Source organism: Chroococcidiopsis thermalis PCC 7203, from assembly GCF_000317125.1.
Lineage (GTDB): Bacteria > Cyanobacteriota > Cyanobacteriia > Cyanobacteriales > Chroococcidiopsidaceae > Chroococcidiopsis > Chroococcidiopsis thermalis.
Genome location: NC_019695.1, coordinates 2,553,542 through 2,572,025 on the forward strand (window position 1 = coordinate 2,553,542; position 18,484 = coordinate 2,572,025).

Sequence of the window (18,484 nt, forward strand, 5' to 3'; positions counted from 1 at the left end):
TTACCAAAGGGAGATCGCATTTGAAACCCGCGCTTGTCGGGTTTTGCCTGTTTAGAATTCAATTCGCCCACTTTCTCTTCTCAATCAAACCCCCTCAAAATAGTCTCTATTGGTAAAAAGAGCGATCGCTCGTTATCTTGAAAGGGAATAAACTCATGCTTCAGATAAAATGCCTTTGCTGTCAAATCTATGGCATCAACTCTCACTGCATATATGCCTATTTCCTGAGAGGCTCGCACGGCACGGAATAAGGCATTTACTAAAAGTTCTCTACCCAAACCTTGTCCTTGCACCGCTCTATCTACAGCTAACTTACCTATCAACACAGTGGGAATCGGATCGGCAGGTATTTGCCGCTTGAACTCATTTGGCACAGATTCATATTCTATGATACTGGAGCTGATGGTGTAGTAGCCATCAACTTTCAGTTCTCCAGACGTAGGAATTGCCACAAAAGTTTTAGCTATTCCCTTCAAATGATTTTGTCGGGCATATTTTTTCAAATATTCGTTTAACACGGGATAACCGCAATCAAAGGAATCTCTTTGATACCTCTTATCTATTGGCAGAAATTCCCATCGCCTCTCGCTATCACTCTCCATATTTTGCTCTATATTGAGCGATCGCAGATTTCAGCTTTCCTTTGAGTTCGGGTGGATTTTCCATCGCTGATATAAACAAATTTCTATCGCGATTGGATAAGATTAGCCTTTCATGAGAATCTAGATCTTGTTTAGCAGCTGGCAGAACGTGAAATAAGGTATATGCACTTACAGAAATACCTTTAAGGGCAGCTGCTCGCTCCAATAACTCCTTTTGTTCTTGAGTCAACCTTAAATCCACTCTTTTATCTTTTGTTCTAGCTTTGTCTGACATAGCGATTACTCAGCTCAGCTTCGAGCAAAATTGTAATTTATCTACGGACATTGTACACACAGATCTTATAAGCGATCGCGCATCTTCCTTCCTCAACAGGCGATCGCGCATCTTCCTTCCTCAACAGGCGATCGCATTTCTACTTTTACCAAAGGGCGATCGCTCTCCATAAGGCATTGATGTACGGGCGGGTTCACCCGAAATCTCTACTTTTCAAAAAATATCTCATCAAACCCGCCCTGAAGGATCTCGCCCCCAATGATTGGTAAGGTTGGGGGGATCGACTACGTAAAATTCACGCAATCTAAAACAAACTTATATTAAAACAATATGAAGTTTTCACCTTATCTGCTCAAACTATGTGTAGCTACTGAATTTTGCAACTAGGTGACATGATCCGATTTAGGGGTGGGTAAGTTACTTGTAACAAGGCAATGAGCCACACACTTCACCCCCCTCTAAGGAAACTAGAATCATGAAATCCGAACTAAAAGTAAAATACCTCCAATTCTTACTCGGCAAAAAGAAAGACAGCAACGAAGGCTTCACCTTAATTGAATTGTTGGTTGTTGTTATCATTATCGGTGTTCTTGCAGCTATTGCTCTACCCAACTTCTTGAACCAAACCGCTAAAGCTAAGCAAGCAGAAGCTAAAACCACAATTAGCCAAGTTAACAACGCTCAAGCTTTGCATAGAAACACTAACAACGGCTTTGCTAGCGCAATGTCCGAACTAGCTTTAGGATTACCTGAATCTACCAGCAACTATACTTACGCTGTCACTGGAGGTGGCGATACAGCTCAAATCCTGGCAACCGCAGCGAACTCCGCCATGAAAGGATACACCGGTGCTAATGTGTTTTTCAAGGATGCTAACAGCAACAGTGTAATTGCTACTATTGCATGTGAAGCTAATACTGCTGGAACTGGTACTCCTGCCGATCCGGTCAAATCCACGACCGCAACCACTCTAACAGGTGCTGCTTCTTGTCCTGGTACTCAAACTCAAATTAAGTAAGCTGTTCCTAGCTTATCATTAAATTTATTGTGCATTTTCAGGGTAACTCATCATAGAGTTACCCTCGTCTTTAAAAACTGTTTTTCTTAGCTCCAGCTTGTATCAATCACGAGCGTGAGAAGCAATTATTTCTTCGTGAGACTTGCTTTGAAACTAGGGAGCGAGTTAGAAAAAGAGCTTTACCTCTGGCTAAGAACTGAAGCCATAATATCTCTTGTCTGAACCTAATTTTACATTACATACATATGAATTAATAAAAATAATTAATGTGTAAACGATTTTTGAATATCAATTTTATTTGCTCTTTACTACTCAAATTCCGTACAAGCAATCGAGTCAAGCAAGCTCAAATCTATTCTCTTTACCTAACTATGAAATCTCGGTTACTATTAACATATCAGTACTTAAGTATTCGTAACCGCAGCAATAGTACTGGTTTTACAATCATTGAGTTAATGGTTGTCATCATTATTCTGGGAATTCTCACTGCCATTGGGATGAAGACCATTTTAAATGAAGTTCCCAAGGCTAAACAAGCTGAGGCAAAATCAACTATTGCTCATGTTAATGCCGCTCAGTCTACTTATTGGTTAACTCACGGTTCTTTTGCCAATGCTATGAGTGGGTTATCTATCGGCTTACCAAGCTCAACAACTAACTACACCTACAATATTTCCGGCGATATAACTCTTGGCATAGTAAACGCAACAGCAGTTGATACAATGCTCAAAGGTTATGTAGGTGTAGTTGAAAGATATGCCGATGCCAACCAGCAATCAATCATTTCTGCTATTATCTGCGAATCTGCTACAGCAGGAAACATTACCTCATTACCTACATCTGGTCGTCCTGGTACTAATGCTTGTGGTAGTGGTAACGTAGAACTCGGACAATAATTGTTTATTATCTCACTTCTTTCTCAACTTTATTTTACATATTGGCAACTCCAGATATAACGAGACTAAAATAGCGATTGAAACCCGAATAAATCCTCTCGCTATAACTCAATAAAATATGTTTATTGCACCAATATCAACACAAGCTGATAGTTTGCTGGTTCAGGGCAAGTATAATCAACTTGCTAGTTTATACGAACAGGCAATTGCTGACGAACCTAGCGTTATTAGTCACTATTGGTACTTAGGTTTAGCTTATCTGCTACAAGCACAAGAAGAAGCCGCTCAGACAACTTGGTTGTTAGCAATGGCTGAAGCTTATGATACAGAAATCGAGCGATGGACTGAGGAACTTAGCCAAATTCTCGACACTGAAGCTCAACGCCAGTTAGAGATAGAAAATCCTCAATTAAGTTGGTTAATTCGACATCATATTAGAGAAATTAGTCCGATAAATATTCACAATATTCTATATCTAATTCAACTGGGAATTGATTTAGATAAGCTCACTCCAGAAGATTTTAAAAACTGGCAAATTATAGAGATATTGGAACAAGCTTCAACAGAAACATTAGATTTAAATTTGCTTACAAAAGTATTAAAAAAAATACTGGAATTTCCATTGCCAGAAGTTTTGGCATTTACGGAAGCCTGCTTTTCTCACTATACAAATTGCCCTCTATTTTTTATTGAGAGCGTAATGCCGATTGCGGTGAAACTAGCTTATCAAGCTGATAGACCCGATTTCGCTGTCGATTTAGCTAAGTTATGCCTCAAATTGAATTCAGAACACCCAGAGGCACTCAGGCATTTATCTTGCTTTTATTCCAAAGTTGGAAATCATGAAGAAGCAATAAAAACAGCAAAACATTTTTTTAGTAATTGTGTCAGCCCAGCTTGGCAAATTCAAGCAAGTTATCTATTGCTCCGTGCTTTATTTAGTGCAGGCTTCTGGCTGGATGTAGAACCTATTACCCAACGTCACAAAGCCTTACTCGTAGAGATGCTGCAAAATTCTGAGGAAAACCCACATTCTCAGATTAATAGTCACATTTTAACTGCTAACTTTTTCTTACCTTATATTGAAGACCAACCAAAAGAAAATCGTCCGTTACAAAATCAGATTTCTCGGATCTTCCAAAACAATTTTCAATCTGCAAATGCTCATATTGTTCAGTTATCCTGGACTAACGATCGCATAACAACTAAAAAATTAAAAATCGGCTACGTTGCCCATACTCTCAGAAGTCATTCTGTCGGCTGGTTAAGTCGTTGGATATTTCAATATTACGATCGAGAAGCATTTCAAACTAATCTTTATCTACTTTATCAAAGCCCAGAAGATCATAAATGGTTTCGAGAGCAAGTTGATTGCGTCCGCACGTATGGAGCTGAACCACAGGCTATTGTCACTCAAGTTAAAAGAGATGAAATTGATATTCTAGTAGATTTAGATAGTCTGACTTTAGATACGACTTGTCAAGTCATGGCTCTTAAACCTGCACCCGTACAAGTAACGTGGTTAGGATGGGATGCTTCTGCACTACCAGCGATTGACTACTATATTGCAGATCCTTATGTATTACCAGAAAACGCCCAAGACTATTACAGTGAAACTATTTGGCGTTTACCCCATACTTATGTAGCAGTAGATGGTTTTGAAGTTGGTACGCCAACTTTACGCCGCGAACACTTAGAAATTCCTTCAAATGCAGTCGTTTATTTAAGTTCGCAAGTAGGCTTTAAACGACATCCAGATACAGTGCGGCTGCAAATGCAAATTCTCAGCCAAGTTCCTAATAGCTATTTCTTAGTTAAAGGTAAGGCAGATGAAAATACAATTCGGGAATTCTTCAATAAGATTGCAGAAGATGAAGGAGTTAACCCAGATCGGTTAAGATTTTTATCCAGAGATCCTAGCGAATTTGTACATCGAGCTAATTTAGGAATTGCTGATGTCGTTTTAGACACCTATCCTTACAATGGAGCAACCACCACTCTAGAAACATTGTGGATGGGTATACCTCTAGTCACAAAAGTAGGGCAACAATTTGCTTCCCGCAATAGTTACACTTTTATGATGAATGTTGGTGTAACAGAAGGTATTGCTTGGACAGATGAGGAATATGTGGAATGGGGTGTGAAATTAGGAACAGATTCCGCTCTTAGACAACAAGTTGCCTGGAAACTGAGACAATCGAGACAAACATCTCCTTTATGGAATGCTAAGCAGTTCACCCAAGAGATGGAAAAAGCTTACAAGCAGATGTGGCAAAGGTATGTTGAGGATCAATAATTAAGCTCACTCATCACCGTGAGCAGCTACCAAATTGTTTGAATTTCTTCTAAAGACTGAATTTTGCGATCGCGGGTGACTAGCGGCAAGTTTAGGTGTAGTGCTGTTGCCGCAATAATTCGATCGGGCATATCTGGTACAGAATCACGAGGAATTCGATCGATAGTTTCGGCGATAGCACGGTTAAGTGGTACGCTAACAACCACTGCATCTGTAGCATCACAAACATTAAGCAAGCTTTGAAGTACAAGCTTTGGTAATCTACCCCTTTCTACTAGGTAATAAATTTCAACAATTGAGATCGCAGATATACAAATTGACTGCCCTGTATTTGTAGCTCGATCGAGAGCTAATAAAGCATTTGACGAGCATCGCTTCGGTTCCACTAAATACCAGATGATCGCGTGCGTATCTGCAACTACTGAAGTCATTAAAAATCCTCTTTAGGAAAGTCTCCCCACATCTCCTGCCGTACTTGGGCAATGTCTTCTTCTGTAATGTGAACCCCTAAACCTGCACAAAGTCCTTTAATACTAGGACGAGCAACTTTTAGTCGGCTTTTAGTTTTAAGAAATTCTACAAAGTCTAGAACTTCCTGTTGCTTTTCTAGAGGTAAGACTCGTAGGTTATCAATGATAGCTTGTTCGATGCTCACAATAGTTCGATCGTACTTATAGTCAGTGCTATTATATAATACAACTCATTTGATACGAACAGGCTTGCCATGGCACGTCTTCCCACAAGGTAGAATTCATTTCTCCCATGCCGTAGGATAAAATAATCCCCTTGCTCATAGAGAAGGAGAAGGGGTGAAGGTATAAAATTCTATTGATAACAACTACATCAGAGATAAATGAATGCTTTCAGTGTTAATCTGGGGCAATTTCTCTAATGGTAATTTTGCGATCGCCTCTTTATCTTCATTGTCTAACACAATTCTCGCTTGAATTTGAGGTAACAAAGCTTTCCACTGAATTTCACCTAGCTGCCCAACTAAAGAAATTTCTGCCCCTTCAGATACATCTAAATCTTCTGCCATCAGTAAATTCATACTGACACTAGACAACATCAGAGCTGCATTTTCTTCATTCATGTCACCTCGATACACTAGTAGCGTCATTTGACTACTATCTGAATGAGTTGCGATCGCTCTTATGACTTGTTCTAGTTCATTGCAAAGTATCTCTTCTGACTGCGACCAATCTGGAAAAATAATTAAGTTTATCTCTTTTAGATTTAACGCTAGAAGAGTGGCATTAACTAAAGCAGAACTCACTGTAGCTGCCATTTTTGACCAGGAGAATTTTTGAGCCTGTTGGAATCCAGCAGCAATTAGAGAGTTGCGTATACTCGGTTTTTGTACATCACAAAGAGCATTTGCTAATCCATCTACATCTTCATCATTCACGTATAAAGCTGATTCTCCTGCGACTTCAGGAATGGCTCCATTAGCACAAGTAATAACAGGACACCCACAGGCGATCGCCTCTAACACGGGCAGTCCAAATCCTTCGTACTTTGAAGGGTAGACTAGAGCTATAGCGCCAGAATATGCAACGCTTAACTCTTCATCGCTTAGCTGTAGTACGTGTACAGTGCTACCTGCTGTATACTCTCTAAACTCCATTTCTGATAAGGAGTTGCTTCCCGTGCATACAATATCAAACCCTTGTTTGCTGGAAAGTTTAGCAAAAGCTTTGAAAAACAAAAGACTATTCTTATAACCAGCACCACCACCGACTACAAGAAAGTAAGGTTTTGAGATCCCATATTTGTTTGTGAAGCGATCGATCTCCCCTTTACTAGCTGGTGTAAAACTCTTCTGAACTCCACAAAGTGCAACAGTTACTGATTGTGAGTCAATCTGGGGAAAACATGTAGCTAAGTCATGCGCTGTATTGGCTGAAATTGCCATGTATGCAGAAGCGTGCTGAATAGCATATTGCTTTTCTCGCCACATAGGATGATTGAGATCCCATCCCATCACTTCTGGGATCATGTCGTATACCATGAATACAGAAGGCGTTGATATGGGTGTGGTGTAGTAAGTTGAGATGAATAAATCAGCGCCTTCCTCATCACATATCTGCTGAAGCATTTCGCGATCAGTGTCTGTATTACCATAGTCGTAAGCTGGTACAGTACGATATCTGATGCCAGGAATCTTAGGAGCGGTTAAAGCGCGATCTAAAACTACAATATGCTTAGCAAAACCATCTTCTGCCCATTCTTCTAGTAGCGATCGCCAGACACGGGCAATACCAGTTTTATAAAGCTGAAAAAATATGCCATCAACGACGATCGAAGACTGGACAAATTTCTCACAATTTCCATTTGGTAGCAGAGTGTTTTCAATGATTGCTACTGTCTCCTCGATCATTCGCTCTTCCCTAAACATCTCATATGCTCGTTGTCGGCAAGCTTCACCAATAGAGTAGCGTAATTCTGGGTTTAAAGACCAAGCTCGGATCGCTTTAACTAAATCTCTAACCGTAGCGTGTGAAGAAATCTTAGGATCTGGTAACAATTTTCCAGTGTTACCTAATACTTCTGGGATGCCGCCGACTGCTGAAGCAATAGCTGGTAATCCCTTTGCCATCGCCTCTGCAATGGATATCCCAAATGCTTCTAATAGCGAAGGTAAAACAAAAATATCAGAGGTATTAAGCCAATCTAAGACATTAGAAATCTGCCCTAGAAACTTAACCTTGTCTGCTATTTCTAGTTGCTCAACTGTGTCTTTAAGCTGCGTTTCAAATTCTGCCTCAATCCCGCCACCAGCCCAAACAAAGTAAAGCCGCTCCCACCCAGGGTTTCTTTTAAGTTGCTCAATTGCTTCTAGCAGATAATGATAGCCTTTACGAACTTCTAAGCGACCTGCTGTAAAACAAACTACAGCATCTTGAGGAATGCCGAACTCTCGGCGCAGCCGTTCGCGTACATGTAAATCACGAGGCGTAAAATATTTTGAAGGTCGTCCATAATAAATTACATTTCCCTTATCTTTTGGAAGTCTAAAAAACTTATGTAACAGACTTAAATCGTTTTCAGATACTGCTACCACTGCCCTAGCGTGCATATAGTGATGACCTAGTATGTCTAAGGATGTAGGGTAACGTTCTGCTAAATAAGGCTCAACAAAGTTCTCAACTATGATATAGGGTATTCCCCATTCAATTGCGGTCTGCTTGACTACCATATTAGATAGCAGACAACTATTGCTACAAAGAATTATATCTGGCTTGTCTAATAAGTTTAATTCTGCTAAATGACAGGGGATATCTTTAATGTTTTCGTTATCTAACCAAAGGTTTTGAAAGCCTAATTTTTCAAAGTTAGCAATCGAGTTTTTATCAGTAGTAATTTGTACAGTTACTCGATAACCTAATGCTGCTAATCCACATATAATTGCTCGATTATATTGTGCTACCCCACCAATTCCAGGATCATCTGTAGATAATAAAATATGCTTGCTCATATTCATCTGTTTAGCGATAAAGCTGTTTTATATGCAGCAATTGTTTCTCTAGTACACTTATTCCAACTGAATTCTTTTGCCTGTTTCAGTGACTGCAAAGACATTGCTGCTCTTAAAGATGGACTATTGTAAATCTCTAGAATGCTATGGCAAAGCCCATCAATGTCTTTAGGATCGAGCATGATTCCGGCATCACCCATCACTTCAGGTAGAGAAGATGTATTTGAAGTAATAACTGGAATACCGCACTGCATTGCCTCTAGTGGTGGTAGACCAAAACCTTCATAAAAAGACGGATAGACAAATGCTATTGCTCCACTATACAAAGCTGCTAAATCCTCATCTTCCACACGCCCCGTGAGAATTATCCGATTTCTTAATAAACTTTGATTAGAAAGTTCTTCTAAAATTTTTTCATAATTCCAACCTTGATTACCTACTAAAACAAGAAATAAATCTTTTATATTAGTTTCTTGAATAACTCTAGCAAAAGCTCGAATAATATGATCGATGTTTTTCCTAGGTTCTAACGTACTCAATCCTAATAAATAAAATCCTTCAGGAATTTTATATGTTTTTCTAACTTCACTTATTTTCTTAGAGTTGTGACATGGATAAAACATATTTGAGTCTGCTGCCAAATGAGCCACGAACACTCTCGAAGGATCGATTTGTTTGGAATAATTACATAAATCATTTTTAGTAGCTTCTGAGATACAAATCGCCCAGTCTTCTGAAGACAAGCTATTTATAGTGTTTGTATTCCTACGTGATTCATATTCTCCTTTAAAGAAATGTGGGTACAAAATTGGAATTAGGTCATAAACGGTTAAAAACTTAGTTATATTTTTTACTTGTCTGATTCGCTCTGGTATTGGATAAAAAGTAGCATGAAATATGTCTGATTCACCTAAAAATAAAGGATTAAGAGAGTAAGGATAGTTTTCAATTATCTCAGTAGCTATTTCTAAATGATGCTTTAAATCATTAACTAAATTATTATTTTCTAATTGAGCGATATCCTTAGTTGGAACCTTGCTAGTCAGAGCAAGCATGGCATTCAGTTCGATTAACTTACTATAAAATATAGTTGCAAAACTTGAATGAGAAAATGGTATCTTTTTGAGTTTTAGATTTGAGTTAAGATATTCTAAGCACGCTTTCAAAATTTGAAAAGAAAGGCTCTCGCAAAAAACTAAATCGCACTCGCTTGCATAAGCTAAACCATAAGCTACATTTTCAACAACTCTAGCAACGCCAGTTCGAGCCAGGGGATTGTATTGACCCAATCCAAGTACTGATATATCGTAAAAAACCTTCATAGAAAACTCACCCTAAAATATTGTCATGAATTCATTTTATACCGTTACCGAAGGCTGCTAAGTATGGTATAGATGTGTTTATAATTGAGTTTTATCTTCTTACCTATTATTATATATACTAAAAATATATTATTTTAGTCTAAAAGCCTATCTTTTAGACTTTTGTTTTTCAGAAGTTAATTAGTTAAAATAACTCCAACAGGTTGCATTAAACCATTTATCTTATTTTCTTCCATCTGTGTCTGCACCATCATTCGCACAACGTCGCGCATTTTGTAACGTGCCTGCCAGTTTAGTTTTTCTCTTGCTTTACCTGGATTGGCTCTCCCGACCGCAATATCAGTTGGGCGTAATAAATTTGCACTCGTAACGATATATTCACGCCAGTCCAAATTAACACAAGCAAAAGCTTCTGCTACAAAATCTTCTAATTTGTTAGTCTCTCCAGTAGCAATAACATAATCATCTGGTCGATCTTTTTGTAACATCAAATGCATTGCCTCAACGTATTCAGCAGCCCATCCCCAATCCCTTTGAACAGAAATATCTCCTAGATGGAGCTTTTCTTTACTACCTTCAGCAATACGGCAAACCGCTGCAACAATCTTTTTTGTAACGAAACGTTCGTGTCGCAGTGGAGACTCATGGTTGAATAAAATACCTGAGCAAGCAAATATTTCATAAGCTTCGCGATAGTTAGCCACCTCCCAAAAAGCAGCCGATTTTGCTACTGCATAGGGACTCCTGGGACGAAAGGGAGTATTTTCATCTGCTGCAAGTTCGCGAGTATCGCCAAAACACTCGCTGGAGCTAGCATTATAAAGTTTAATTGGCAGATTAGTAAACCGGATTGCTTCTAGTAAATTTAGCGTTCCAGTAGCAATACTCTCCAAAGTTTCAACTGGCTGCTCGAAGGAAAGACCAACCGAACTCTGACCAGCTAAATTATAAACCTCATGAGGTTGTATTTTAGTCAGTACTTGTAAAACGCTACGAAAGTCATTTAGAGCAACTGACACTAACCTTACCTGCTCTTTAATACCTAAATTAACTAAATTCTGAAAAGAAGATACCTGAGCATCGCGAGAGCTACCGTAAACAACATAACCTTTATTTAAAAGTAACTGTGCTAAATAGGCTCCGTCTTGACCGGAAATTCCACAAATGAATGCTCTTTTCATAGGTTTTTCTCACAATTAACTAACGAAAAAACTAGAGAAAACTACTGATGTGGACCGAACGAGTATATCTTTGAATGTAAGGTATAAGAAGATATCTGATTCGCTAGCTCGCGTAAGCAAACTTTATTGATATAGCGGCAAGCTCTATTAGTCTTTCAGATAGGCTCTACAAAAGGAACATTTTTAAGCTACCCATTTCTGTGCGAGGAACGATCGCGTTTATCAATTCTGTTTACATAACTTTTAGATAGAGCTGTAGTATCTCCAGCCACAACACGATTTAACAATCAGCTCCATAAGTTTAAAACTTTAATATTTGTGCTAAAACAGATCTAAATATATAAACTTAATTACTGAAAACCAAGTAAAAATGATTACTTCACCTCGTCAGAACCTAACTCGATTTCCAGGCACGCCGATCGCAATCATATTAAGCGCGATCGCAATTAGTGCTTTACAGTTACCCCAGCTAAACAAACTGACTAGCAAAGCACAAAATAACTCAGTAGCACAACTCAATCAAGAGCTAGAAGTAGAAAAACAACGTCTCCAAGTCTTACGTAAACTACCTAGCTTTGGATTTAATAACTTAGTCTCTAATTGGACGTTCATTAACTTTCTGATTTATTTCGGCGATGACACAGTTCGCGATAAAACTGGTTATAGCCTCAGTCCCGAATTTTTTGAAGTCGTCATCAATCGCGATCCTTATTTTCTCCATGCTTACCCTTTCCTTTCAGGTAGTACAACTATGTATGCTGGAATGCCAGAAAGAACAATAGCCTTGATGGAAAAAGGATTAAAACATATGTCGGCTCAATTTCCCCCTAAATCTTACTACGTCTGGCGTTACAAAGGAATGAACGAATTATTATTTACGGATAACGCCACATCTGCAAAAAAATCATTTGAAATAGCAGCAAATTGGGCAAGTCACTATTCAGATGAAGAAAGCAAAAGCGTCCTTGCTATTTCTCGTCAAACAGCTAAATTCCTAGAAACAAATCCTTTAAGTAAATCGGCTAAAGTTAGTGCATGGGTAATGGTTTTTAACAACGCGATCGACGATCGCACTCGCAAATTAGCAATAAGTAAAATTCAGGCTTTAGGAGGACGAGTAACCGTTACACCTCAAGGAGGATTATCAGTTCAACTTCCTCAAAAAGATTAAATACTTCTAAATACGTTGAGGATGGAGCTATTATACAATCTAACTTTTACCTTTGCAGCATCTAAAAATACTAATGTCTATGAAATTTACTTTTTTAACTTTTGCCTTTTAACTTTTAACTTTTTTACTAACCTCCTGCTTTACTTGAGCTAATAAAGTTTTATACTCTTGTTTGCTGGGATTAAGTTTAACTAGCTTTTCCAAAGGTTGTATAGCAGCTTGACGATCTTGCATCTGAAGTCTAACATCCACTAATCCTTCTAACGCAATTTGATTATTTGGTTCGCTTTTTAGAACAATTTCATACTCCCGTGCTTGAGCTTGCATTTTTGAATTTGGTAACGATACCGGAGATGGCTTAGCCGCAGCAGTTGGCTGAGGAATGACTTCAGCCTGATTCAACCCGCTACTAACAGCCTGCACAGCTCCAAAAATCATCGAGCCACCGAATGAGACAATTGATATAACAGCAGCTATCCGTTCGATTCGTCTTTTAGGCATATAAAAACCGTGGGTAAAGGATAGCTCTAAATTACCCACTTCTCATGTAAGAGCGATCGCCTCCATTACTATTAATTACAAAGTATTTGCACTTAAGTAGATTTAGCACCCTGACATAGCTATTTAACGCTACCTTCTGGGGTTACTCAAGCGCAATTTTACGGAGAGATTCAATCTATTTACCAATTACAAAGTCATAATTCAGTAATTCTACGGGAAGAGACTTCAATACTTAATACTTGTTTAAGAAAAAGATGCATTCTACAGAGAAGGTGCGATCGCACTCTGCTACAACAGTGGCTTCTTATCAACTCGCGTTTGCAGTTCAATGTAGCAAGTTGCTTAAAGAGTACTTAATGACGATCGTGCCTAAAAATATGTAGTGACAAGAAATGGCAAGAATTGTCAAAATATAGAGAGAAGTTAATTAGGGGAATCTTGTGAAAAGCATCAATATCTCATTACCTGATGCTATGCGAGCCTATGTTGAAGAACAAGTAGCAAACGGTAGCTATAGTACAATTAGCGAGTATTTTCGCGAATTAGTGCGCCAAGATCGAGAGCGTAAAGCCCAAGAGCGTTTGGAAGCTTTATTATTGGAGGGTCTAGCCTCTGGTCAAGAAACTCCGATTACTGCTCAAGATTGGCAAGACATTCGCCAAACCGTGCGTGAGAGAATTACTAACTAGTGACTCAGGAATCGAAATTCTTCGAGTCATTCATAGTGCCAGAGATATTGAAGCAATTTTGGACGATGATATGAGAGAAAATAATTGAGGTGAGGTTTTATCAGTTTGCCCTTGTAGCTAAATATAGCAAGTTTCATAGAAAGAATTGCGATCGCATATAAAAAGAATACGCGATCGCAACCGAACAAAACTAGAATTCTGCGATCGCCAGTCAATGATACATTTGAATTAAAAGAATTGCCTGTAGATTTAACACAGCAATGAACAGCAGCCTGATGATAAATTCATTAAAACTCTCGGATGCAGAGTTCGATCGCATCGTTCGAGCTAATCCAGAGTGGAATTTTGAACAAACGGCAGCAGGAGATTTAATTGTTGTGCCACCCACAGGAGGAACATCTAGCCGCAAGAATCGGAGTATAACTGGACAATTAGATACATGGGTAGAAGCAAACTTGAATTTGGGAGAAGGATTTGATTCCAACGTCTTGTTCGTGCTGCCAAATGGTGCAAAACGTTCTCCTGATGCCTCTTGGGTAGAAAGACGGCGCTGGGATGCTTTGAGCCAACAGCAGCAAGATGGTTACGTTCCCCTATGTCCTGACTTTGTAGTCGAGTTGCGCTCCCCCACTGATGCTCTGGAAGATCTGCAAATTAAAATGCAGGAATATATGGATAATGGTGCGCGTTTGGGTTGGTTAATTAATCCTCAAGATCGTCAAGTTGAAATCTATCGTCTGGGACAACCGGTAGAAGTTTTGCTAGCTCCTTTAACTTTATCTGGTGAAGATGTGCTGCCCGGTTTCGTGTTAAATTTACAGCGAATTTTTGTCTAAGTTGGGGGCGATCGCCTAATACTAATTAACCGTACTGCATCACAGAGCAGCAATTATTGTTATCATATTTTACATAGCTAAGAAAACCCAATCGCTTTTAGCGTCCAATTTCACTTCCCTGCATTCCAGTTACTCAACTGGCACAGTAGTAATTCCCGAACCAATAACAATTGTCAAGGTACTTGCCAAATCATTTGTGGTAGAGTACAAGAGTAGAGAATTGCTTCTGCGCCGAAGAAAAACTCCACGCATCGGTGTTAATCAAAATTCGGAAGCGTTTCAGGTTAGGTATTTAGCAAACTCAATCGAAAATCTAAGTAAAACTTATGGCTCAGCCTGTTATTCACCCAATGGTGAAGTTCCAGCACCAGATCCGTTCGCTCGTAGAATCCAAAATTGTTAGACCAACAGATAGTATCTGGAAGATTGCCCTCGTATTTGGTAATGAATGGTCTTATTGGAAGCAGGAATTAACGGATTTCGGCTTTTCCATGCAAGATCCCGTCAGCGAACTGCTATCGGTAGAAGCTTGGGACGAAGAATAGATCTGTCCGCAATGAAATTTGCCCTCAGACGATTAGGTCTGAGGCGCATACAAACAAAGCCTACCTGCGTAGGCTACCTTACTATCCAGTCTGCGCCAACGGACTTATTTTGTACGTGCATCCTAAATCAGTGACACTCGCTCAGTGCTATTGCCAGTTCTTTAGCCGTGGCATAGCGATCGCTAGGTTTAGTCTCTGTCACCCGTGTGATGACAGCCTGCAATTCGGGAGTGACAGTTGGGATGCTATCCAACTGAAATTGATAACCTTTACTACTAGGACGATAAAATTTATACGGCGCTTCACCTGTTAACAAAAAAATTAAAGTAGGTCCGATCGCGTAAAGGTCAGACTGAATTAATGGATGTCCGCGTTCTTGTTCGGGAGCGCAATATCCCTCAGCCCCAATCCGCGTCACAAAAGCGGTTCCACCCGTTTTTACCGCACCAAAATCTAGCACCACAATCCGATGATCGAGCGATCGCAACATCAAATTAGCGGGTTTAATATCGCGGTGAATTAGCGGTGGCTCTTGGCTGTGAATGTAGTCTAAAATTTCACACGCTTGCAGCATCCAACCAATCGCTTTTGCTGGGGTGACAGGACCGTATTTATAAATTATCTGTTCTAAATTTTGACCGTGAATTAGTTCCATCGCTAAGTATTTCTTCCCATCTTCGACGAAAAAATCGTAATATTTGGGAATTCCTACATGGTTTAGATGCTTCAGGGCATTAGCTTCCCGCTCAAACAGTTCTTGAGCCTTGGCAACCTTGGCAATTTCAGCATTCATTTCCTTCAGGACGAGTAATTGAGGTTGAGACTTGCGAGTTGAATTGTTCCCCAGAGGCTTTTTCTGGCTGGGATTCCAAGCAAGATATGTCGTTCCCATTCCTCCCTGTCCTAAAATACGTAGCACTTGATACTGGTGAATCGTTTGCTGTACTGAAAGGGGCTGACCGCAGTGAATGCAGAATAGGTTCTGTGGCGAATTACCATCATGAGTGCAAGTCTTCTCCCCTGCTCGCTTGCCCCCCTGCTCCCCCGCTCTGGTACTGGGAGATTGAAATTGAAACCTGAGAGTAGGTCCGCCTTTTGCTAGTTGAATTATCGACCCATCGACGATCGCGCTTTGGGAGACTAACACGCCATCCAGAAAAGTCCCATTCGTCCCCTGATTGATCAGCTGCCAAACATGACTCGATGAATCTTCTCCATTTTGCCGCTGGAGCAGTAAATGATGGCGGGAAACTAGGGGATCTGCCAAAACTACATCGTTGTCAGGGGCGCGACCGATACGGACGATTGACGCATCCTCGAATTGCCATTGTTGCAGGGGTTTGGATTGTTCTGGATGTAGCAGATATAGCGTGACCACACGATTAATGCTCCAACTTCGGGCGCACTTTCAGCCGTACTAAGACAACGGTAATATTGTCATGCCCGTTGTACTGATTAGCTAATTCAATCAATTCGCTCACACCTCGTTCTAAGCTAGCGCCCGTGTTAAGTAATGGTTCGATATGGGTTTCCCAATGTTGCTCTAGTAGCCCATTATCTGAAACTCCATCCGATACTAATATCAACAGAGTGTCTTCATTCAATTCCACAAAGCTGACATCAGGATTGACATAATTTTCGTCCCTTGGACCCAATGCTTGTGTCAGCTGGTATGCATCAGGACGGGCATAGGCGATCGCTGGTTCCACGCCCCGCAGAATCTCTCGCTGTCCCACTTCATGATCCAAGGTGACTTGCTCTAATCCGCGCTTGCGGCTGAAGCTATAGAGACGGCTATCGCCAACGTGAGCTACAGTCATTTGATTGTTGCGGACGAGAACGAGTACCAAAGTCGTTCCCATCCGTCCGACACCCGAACGGGCATCCTGCTGGTTGAGGTCAAAAATTCCTTGATTGGCAATGCGAATTGCCTCGCGGATGGAAGCTTCATTGGGTAAAGCTTGGTACGGTTGCCAATTAGCGTGAAAGTATTCTTGTAGCTTCTTCACTGCTAACGCACTGGCTACCTCACCGCCAGCGTGTCCGCCCATGCCATCACAAAGAATATAAATACCTTGTGCCTCAATCGTGCGATCGCTAGGAAACACGTATTTATCAACTTTGGTGATGATACCAAAACAATCCTCGTTATGATGCCTTTGACGACCGACATCAGTGTTACCCGCATCCTCAATGCTAACCAAATGCATTGGCAGCACTAAAGTCGGTAACTCCTCGCTTTTCATAAAATTCTCTTGAGATTCGTTCATTTGAATAACAGTTGGTGCAGCAGAGTTATTTAAAGTTACTCCAACTTTTCCTCGATCGGCAGCTGCCTCCTGTGTATTCAATACTGAAGGAGAATAAGGTGCGTCGATCGCATCTAATTGTAATTCACTACTCGTAGCTTGCAGGCGCGATTGTAGCTCATCTGTTGTCTGGATGTCGCCCGCAGTTAAATCCAACAATAGCTCTACCAAGGAACCAAATTTAGTGCGTTGAGATTCTTGAAATAACTGCTGCCAAATCTGCCCCAAATCTTGCAAGGTTAAATTTTCTTGAGGTGGATCGGGATACAAGCGTTGCAATCCAAGACTCCCAGTCGCATCCACGCGCAAGTTAGATAGCTCCAATAGACTTTGGCGACAATGCCAAGGCTCCAGTTCGTGCCACAGCCGTACCATATCCTCAAACCACTGCATAATCTGTATTGGAGTCGTGCTGCGTTCGTGCCACATCTGCATTAGGTCTTGCCAATCGGAGCGATCGGCAATCAGGATCACTTGCTGGTTTCCCTGCTGCCAAGCATCGTGGATTTTCGGTAGCTTTTGACGATATTTTTCCCCAAATCTAGAGTTGAGGGCAATGTAGGTTTTGGCGATCGCGGGAATTGATTGCGCCACCATCACGTTTGCGCCTGCTTCTAAGGGCGATAGTTGAAATGGCTGGCAGTCTAGGACTCTCACTTGCGTCTCTACGCGATCGCTTGGATTCAAAGGCATTTCCAACGGATCGAGCAACTGATAGCGCTGCTGTAGATCTAAATAAGCTCCTGCTGGTAAAGCAGAAGTGGTGAGTGGTGAGTGGTGAGTGGTAAGTGAGAGAGCCAAGGGAGCAGGCGGTGCAGTTCCCTCTGATTTCTGCTGAGATATACTGCTGGGGAGCGATTCTACAGTTTTTGGTTCTCCTGCTACGTCCAGCACTTCTACGACTCCTGAGTTGCTAACAGGCGAACCTTCCTGCGTCTCTACAACTCCCATCACGATCGCCCACCACACCGTCCCCGTTTGAGCGCCGCAGTTGTGGCATAATTTTGCATTTAAAGCCACCTGAGTCCCGCACTCAGGACAAAACTTGAAGGTCAGGGGAGTACCACAACCTTGACAAAACTTGTTGGTATTGGCATTTTCGCTCTGACACTGGGGGCAAATCAGCATCTTTAACTTCCTTGTCTTCCCATTTTAGGAGCCGTTTTAACCCCGATGACGGCAGAAAACTGGCTACCCATCCAAGTCATCACAAGTCACTTTTCCCTACTCAGGAATAGTTCGAGCTATAGATAATAGCAGGATATACCCAAGTAGAGCTACGAGGCTTAAAAAATCAATACTTTGTTCAGCTTAGCAGTTATCAGTTATTAGCGAACAGGAGTCAGGAGTCAGGAGTCAGGAGCCA

The 18,484-nt window shown here is 40.7% G+C and carries 17 protein-coding genes; 7 read left to right on the top strand and 10 right to left on the bottom strand.

Features of this window, described 5'->3' with window-relative positions; all coding sequences use genetic code 11:
• Positions 1 to 80: 80 nt before the first annotated feature.
• Together CHRO_RS11200 and CHRO_RS11205 are read right to left on the bottom strand one after the other, a co-directional pair.
• Complete coding sequence (locus CHRO_RS11200; RefSeq protein WP_015154319.1) at positions 81 to 602, bottom strand: GNAT family N-acetyltransferase; 522 nt, start codon at positions 600 to 602, stop codon at positions 81 to 83.
• Positions 592 to 876: a type II toxin-antitoxin system TacA family antitoxin gene (locus CHRO_RS11205; protein ID WP_015154320.1), complete on the bottom strand. Its 285-nt coding sequence runs from the start codon at positions 874 to 876 to the stop codon at positions 592 to 594. Before CHRO_RS11205 ends, CHRO_RS11200 begins: the two co-directional genes overlap by 11 nt.
• Before the next feature lie 475 nt (positions 877 to 1,351).
• On the opposite strand from CHRO_RS11205, the gene CHRO_RS34310 reads away from it, so the two are divergent.
• From CHRO_RS34310 to CHRO_RS11220, 3 genes are all read left to right on the top strand, one after another.
• Complete coding sequence (locus CHRO_RS34310) at positions 1,352 to 1,894, top strand: type IV pilin protein (RefSeq protein WP_015154321.1); 543 nt, start codon at positions 1,352 to 1,354, stop codon at positions 1,892 to 1,894.
• 371 nt (positions 1,895 to 2,265) lie between these two features.
• A complete protein-coding gene (locus tag CHRO_RS29600) occupies positions 2,266 to 2,790 on the top strand; it encodes a type IV pilin-like G/H family protein (protein WP_181824313.1) in 525 nt (174 codons plus the stop codon).
• 118 nt (positions 2,791 to 2,908) lie between these two features.
• On the top strand, positions 2,909 to 5,086 hold the full coding sequence (locus CHRO_RS11220) for an O-linked N-acetylglucosamine transferase, SPINDLY family protein (protein WP_015154323.1): 2,178 nt from the start codon (positions 2,909 to 2,911) through the stop codon (positions 5,084 to 5,086).
• A 26-nt stretch (positions 5,087 to 5,112) separates the two neighbouring features.
• Here CHRO_RS11220 and CHRO_RS11225 read toward each other — a convergent pair whose 3' ends face one another.
• The 5 genes from CHRO_RS11225 to CHRO_RS11245 form a co-directional block, all read right to left on the bottom strand.
• A complete protein-coding gene (locus CHRO_RS11225; protein WP_015154324.1) occupies positions 5,113 to 5,517 on the bottom strand; it encodes a type II toxin-antitoxin system VapC family toxin in 405 nt (134 codons plus the stop codon).
• Positions 5,517 to 5,741, bottom strand: a complete 225-nt coding sequence (locus tag CHRO_RS11230) for a DUF2281 domain-containing protein (protein WP_015154325.1) — start codon at positions 5,739 to 5,741, stop codon at positions 5,517 to 5,519. Before CHRO_RS11230 ends, CHRO_RS11225 begins: the two co-directional genes overlap by 1 nt.
• Positions 5,742 to 5,924: 183 nt before the next feature.
• A complete protein-coding gene (locus tag CHRO_RS33345; protein WP_084739148.1) occupies positions 5,925 to 8,564 on the bottom strand; it encodes a glycosyltransferase in 2,640 nt (879 codons plus the stop codon).
• A gap of 2 nt (positions 8,565 to 8,566) precedes the next feature.
• The gene (locus CHRO_RS11240) at positions 8,567 to 9,886 is read right to left on the bottom strand and encodes a glycosyltransferase family 4 protein (protein WP_015154328.1); all 1,320 of its coding nucleotides are present in this window, start codon (positions 9,884 to 9,886) and stop codon (positions 8,567 to 8,569) included.
• A gap of 176 nt (positions 9,887 to 10,062) precedes the next feature.
• Complete coding sequence (locus CHRO_RS11245; RefSeq protein ID WP_015154329.1) at positions 10,063 to 11,067, bottom strand: GDP-mannose 4,6-dehydratase; 1,005 nt, start codon at positions 11,065 to 11,067, stop codon at positions 10,063 to 10,065.
• A gap of 370 nt (positions 11,068 to 11,437) precedes the next feature.
• Between CHRO_RS11245 and CHRO_RS11250 the strand changes: the two genes are divergently transcribed.
• Entirely contained in the window at positions 11,438 to 12,238 is an 801-nt protein-coding gene (locus CHRO_RS11250) for a hypothetical protein (RefSeq protein ID WP_015154330.1), read from the top strand.
• Between the two features lie 108 nt (positions 12,239 to 12,346).
• Here the strand turns inward: CHRO_RS11250 and CHRO_RS11255 are convergent, their stop codons facing one another.
• On the bottom strand, positions 12,347 to 12,778 hold the full coding sequence (locus CHRO_RS11255) for a tetratricopeptide repeat protein (RefSeq protein ID WP_219336132.1): 432 nt from the start codon (positions 12,776 to 12,778) through the stop codon (positions 12,347 to 12,349).
• A 401-nt stretch (positions 12,779 to 13,179) separates the two neighbouring features.
• On the opposite strand from CHRO_RS11255, the gene CHRO_RS11260 reads away from it, so the two are divergent.
• The 3 genes from CHRO_RS11260 (at position 13,180) to CHRO_RS11270 (ending at position 14,809) form a co-directional block, all read left to right on the top strand.
• Entirely contained in the window at positions 13,180 to 13,428 is a 249-nt protein-coding gene (locus tag CHRO_RS11260) for a type II toxin-antitoxin system ParD family antitoxin (RefSeq protein WP_015154332.1), read from the top strand.
• A gap of 275 nt (positions 13,429 to 13,703) precedes the next feature.
• A complete protein-coding gene (locus CHRO_RS11265; RefSeq protein ID WP_015154333.1) occupies positions 13,704 to 14,264 on the top strand; it encodes a Uma2 family endonuclease in 561 nt (186 codons plus the stop codon).
• Positions 14,265 to 14,590: 326 nt separating this feature from the next.
• Positions 14,591 to 14,809: a DUF4327 family protein gene (locus CHRO_RS11270; protein WP_015154334.1), complete on the top strand. Its 219-nt coding sequence runs from the start codon at positions 14,591 to 14,593 to the stop codon at positions 14,807 to 14,809.
• A 127-nt stretch (positions 14,810 to 14,936) separates the two neighbouring features.
• Here the strand turns inward: CHRO_RS11270 and CHRO_RS11275 are convergent, their stop codons facing one another.
• Entirely contained in the window at positions 14,937 to 16,187 is a 1,251-nt protein-coding gene (locus CHRO_RS11275) for a protein kinase domain-containing protein (RefSeq protein ID WP_015154335.1), read from the bottom strand.
• A 4-nt stretch (positions 16,188 to 16,191) separates the two neighbouring features.
• Entirely contained in the window at positions 16,192 to 18,246 is a 2,055-nt protein-coding gene (locus tag CHRO_RS11280; protein ID WP_015154336.1) for a serine/threonine phosphatase, read from the bottom strand.
• Positions 18,247 to 18,484: the final 238 nt, after the last annotated feature.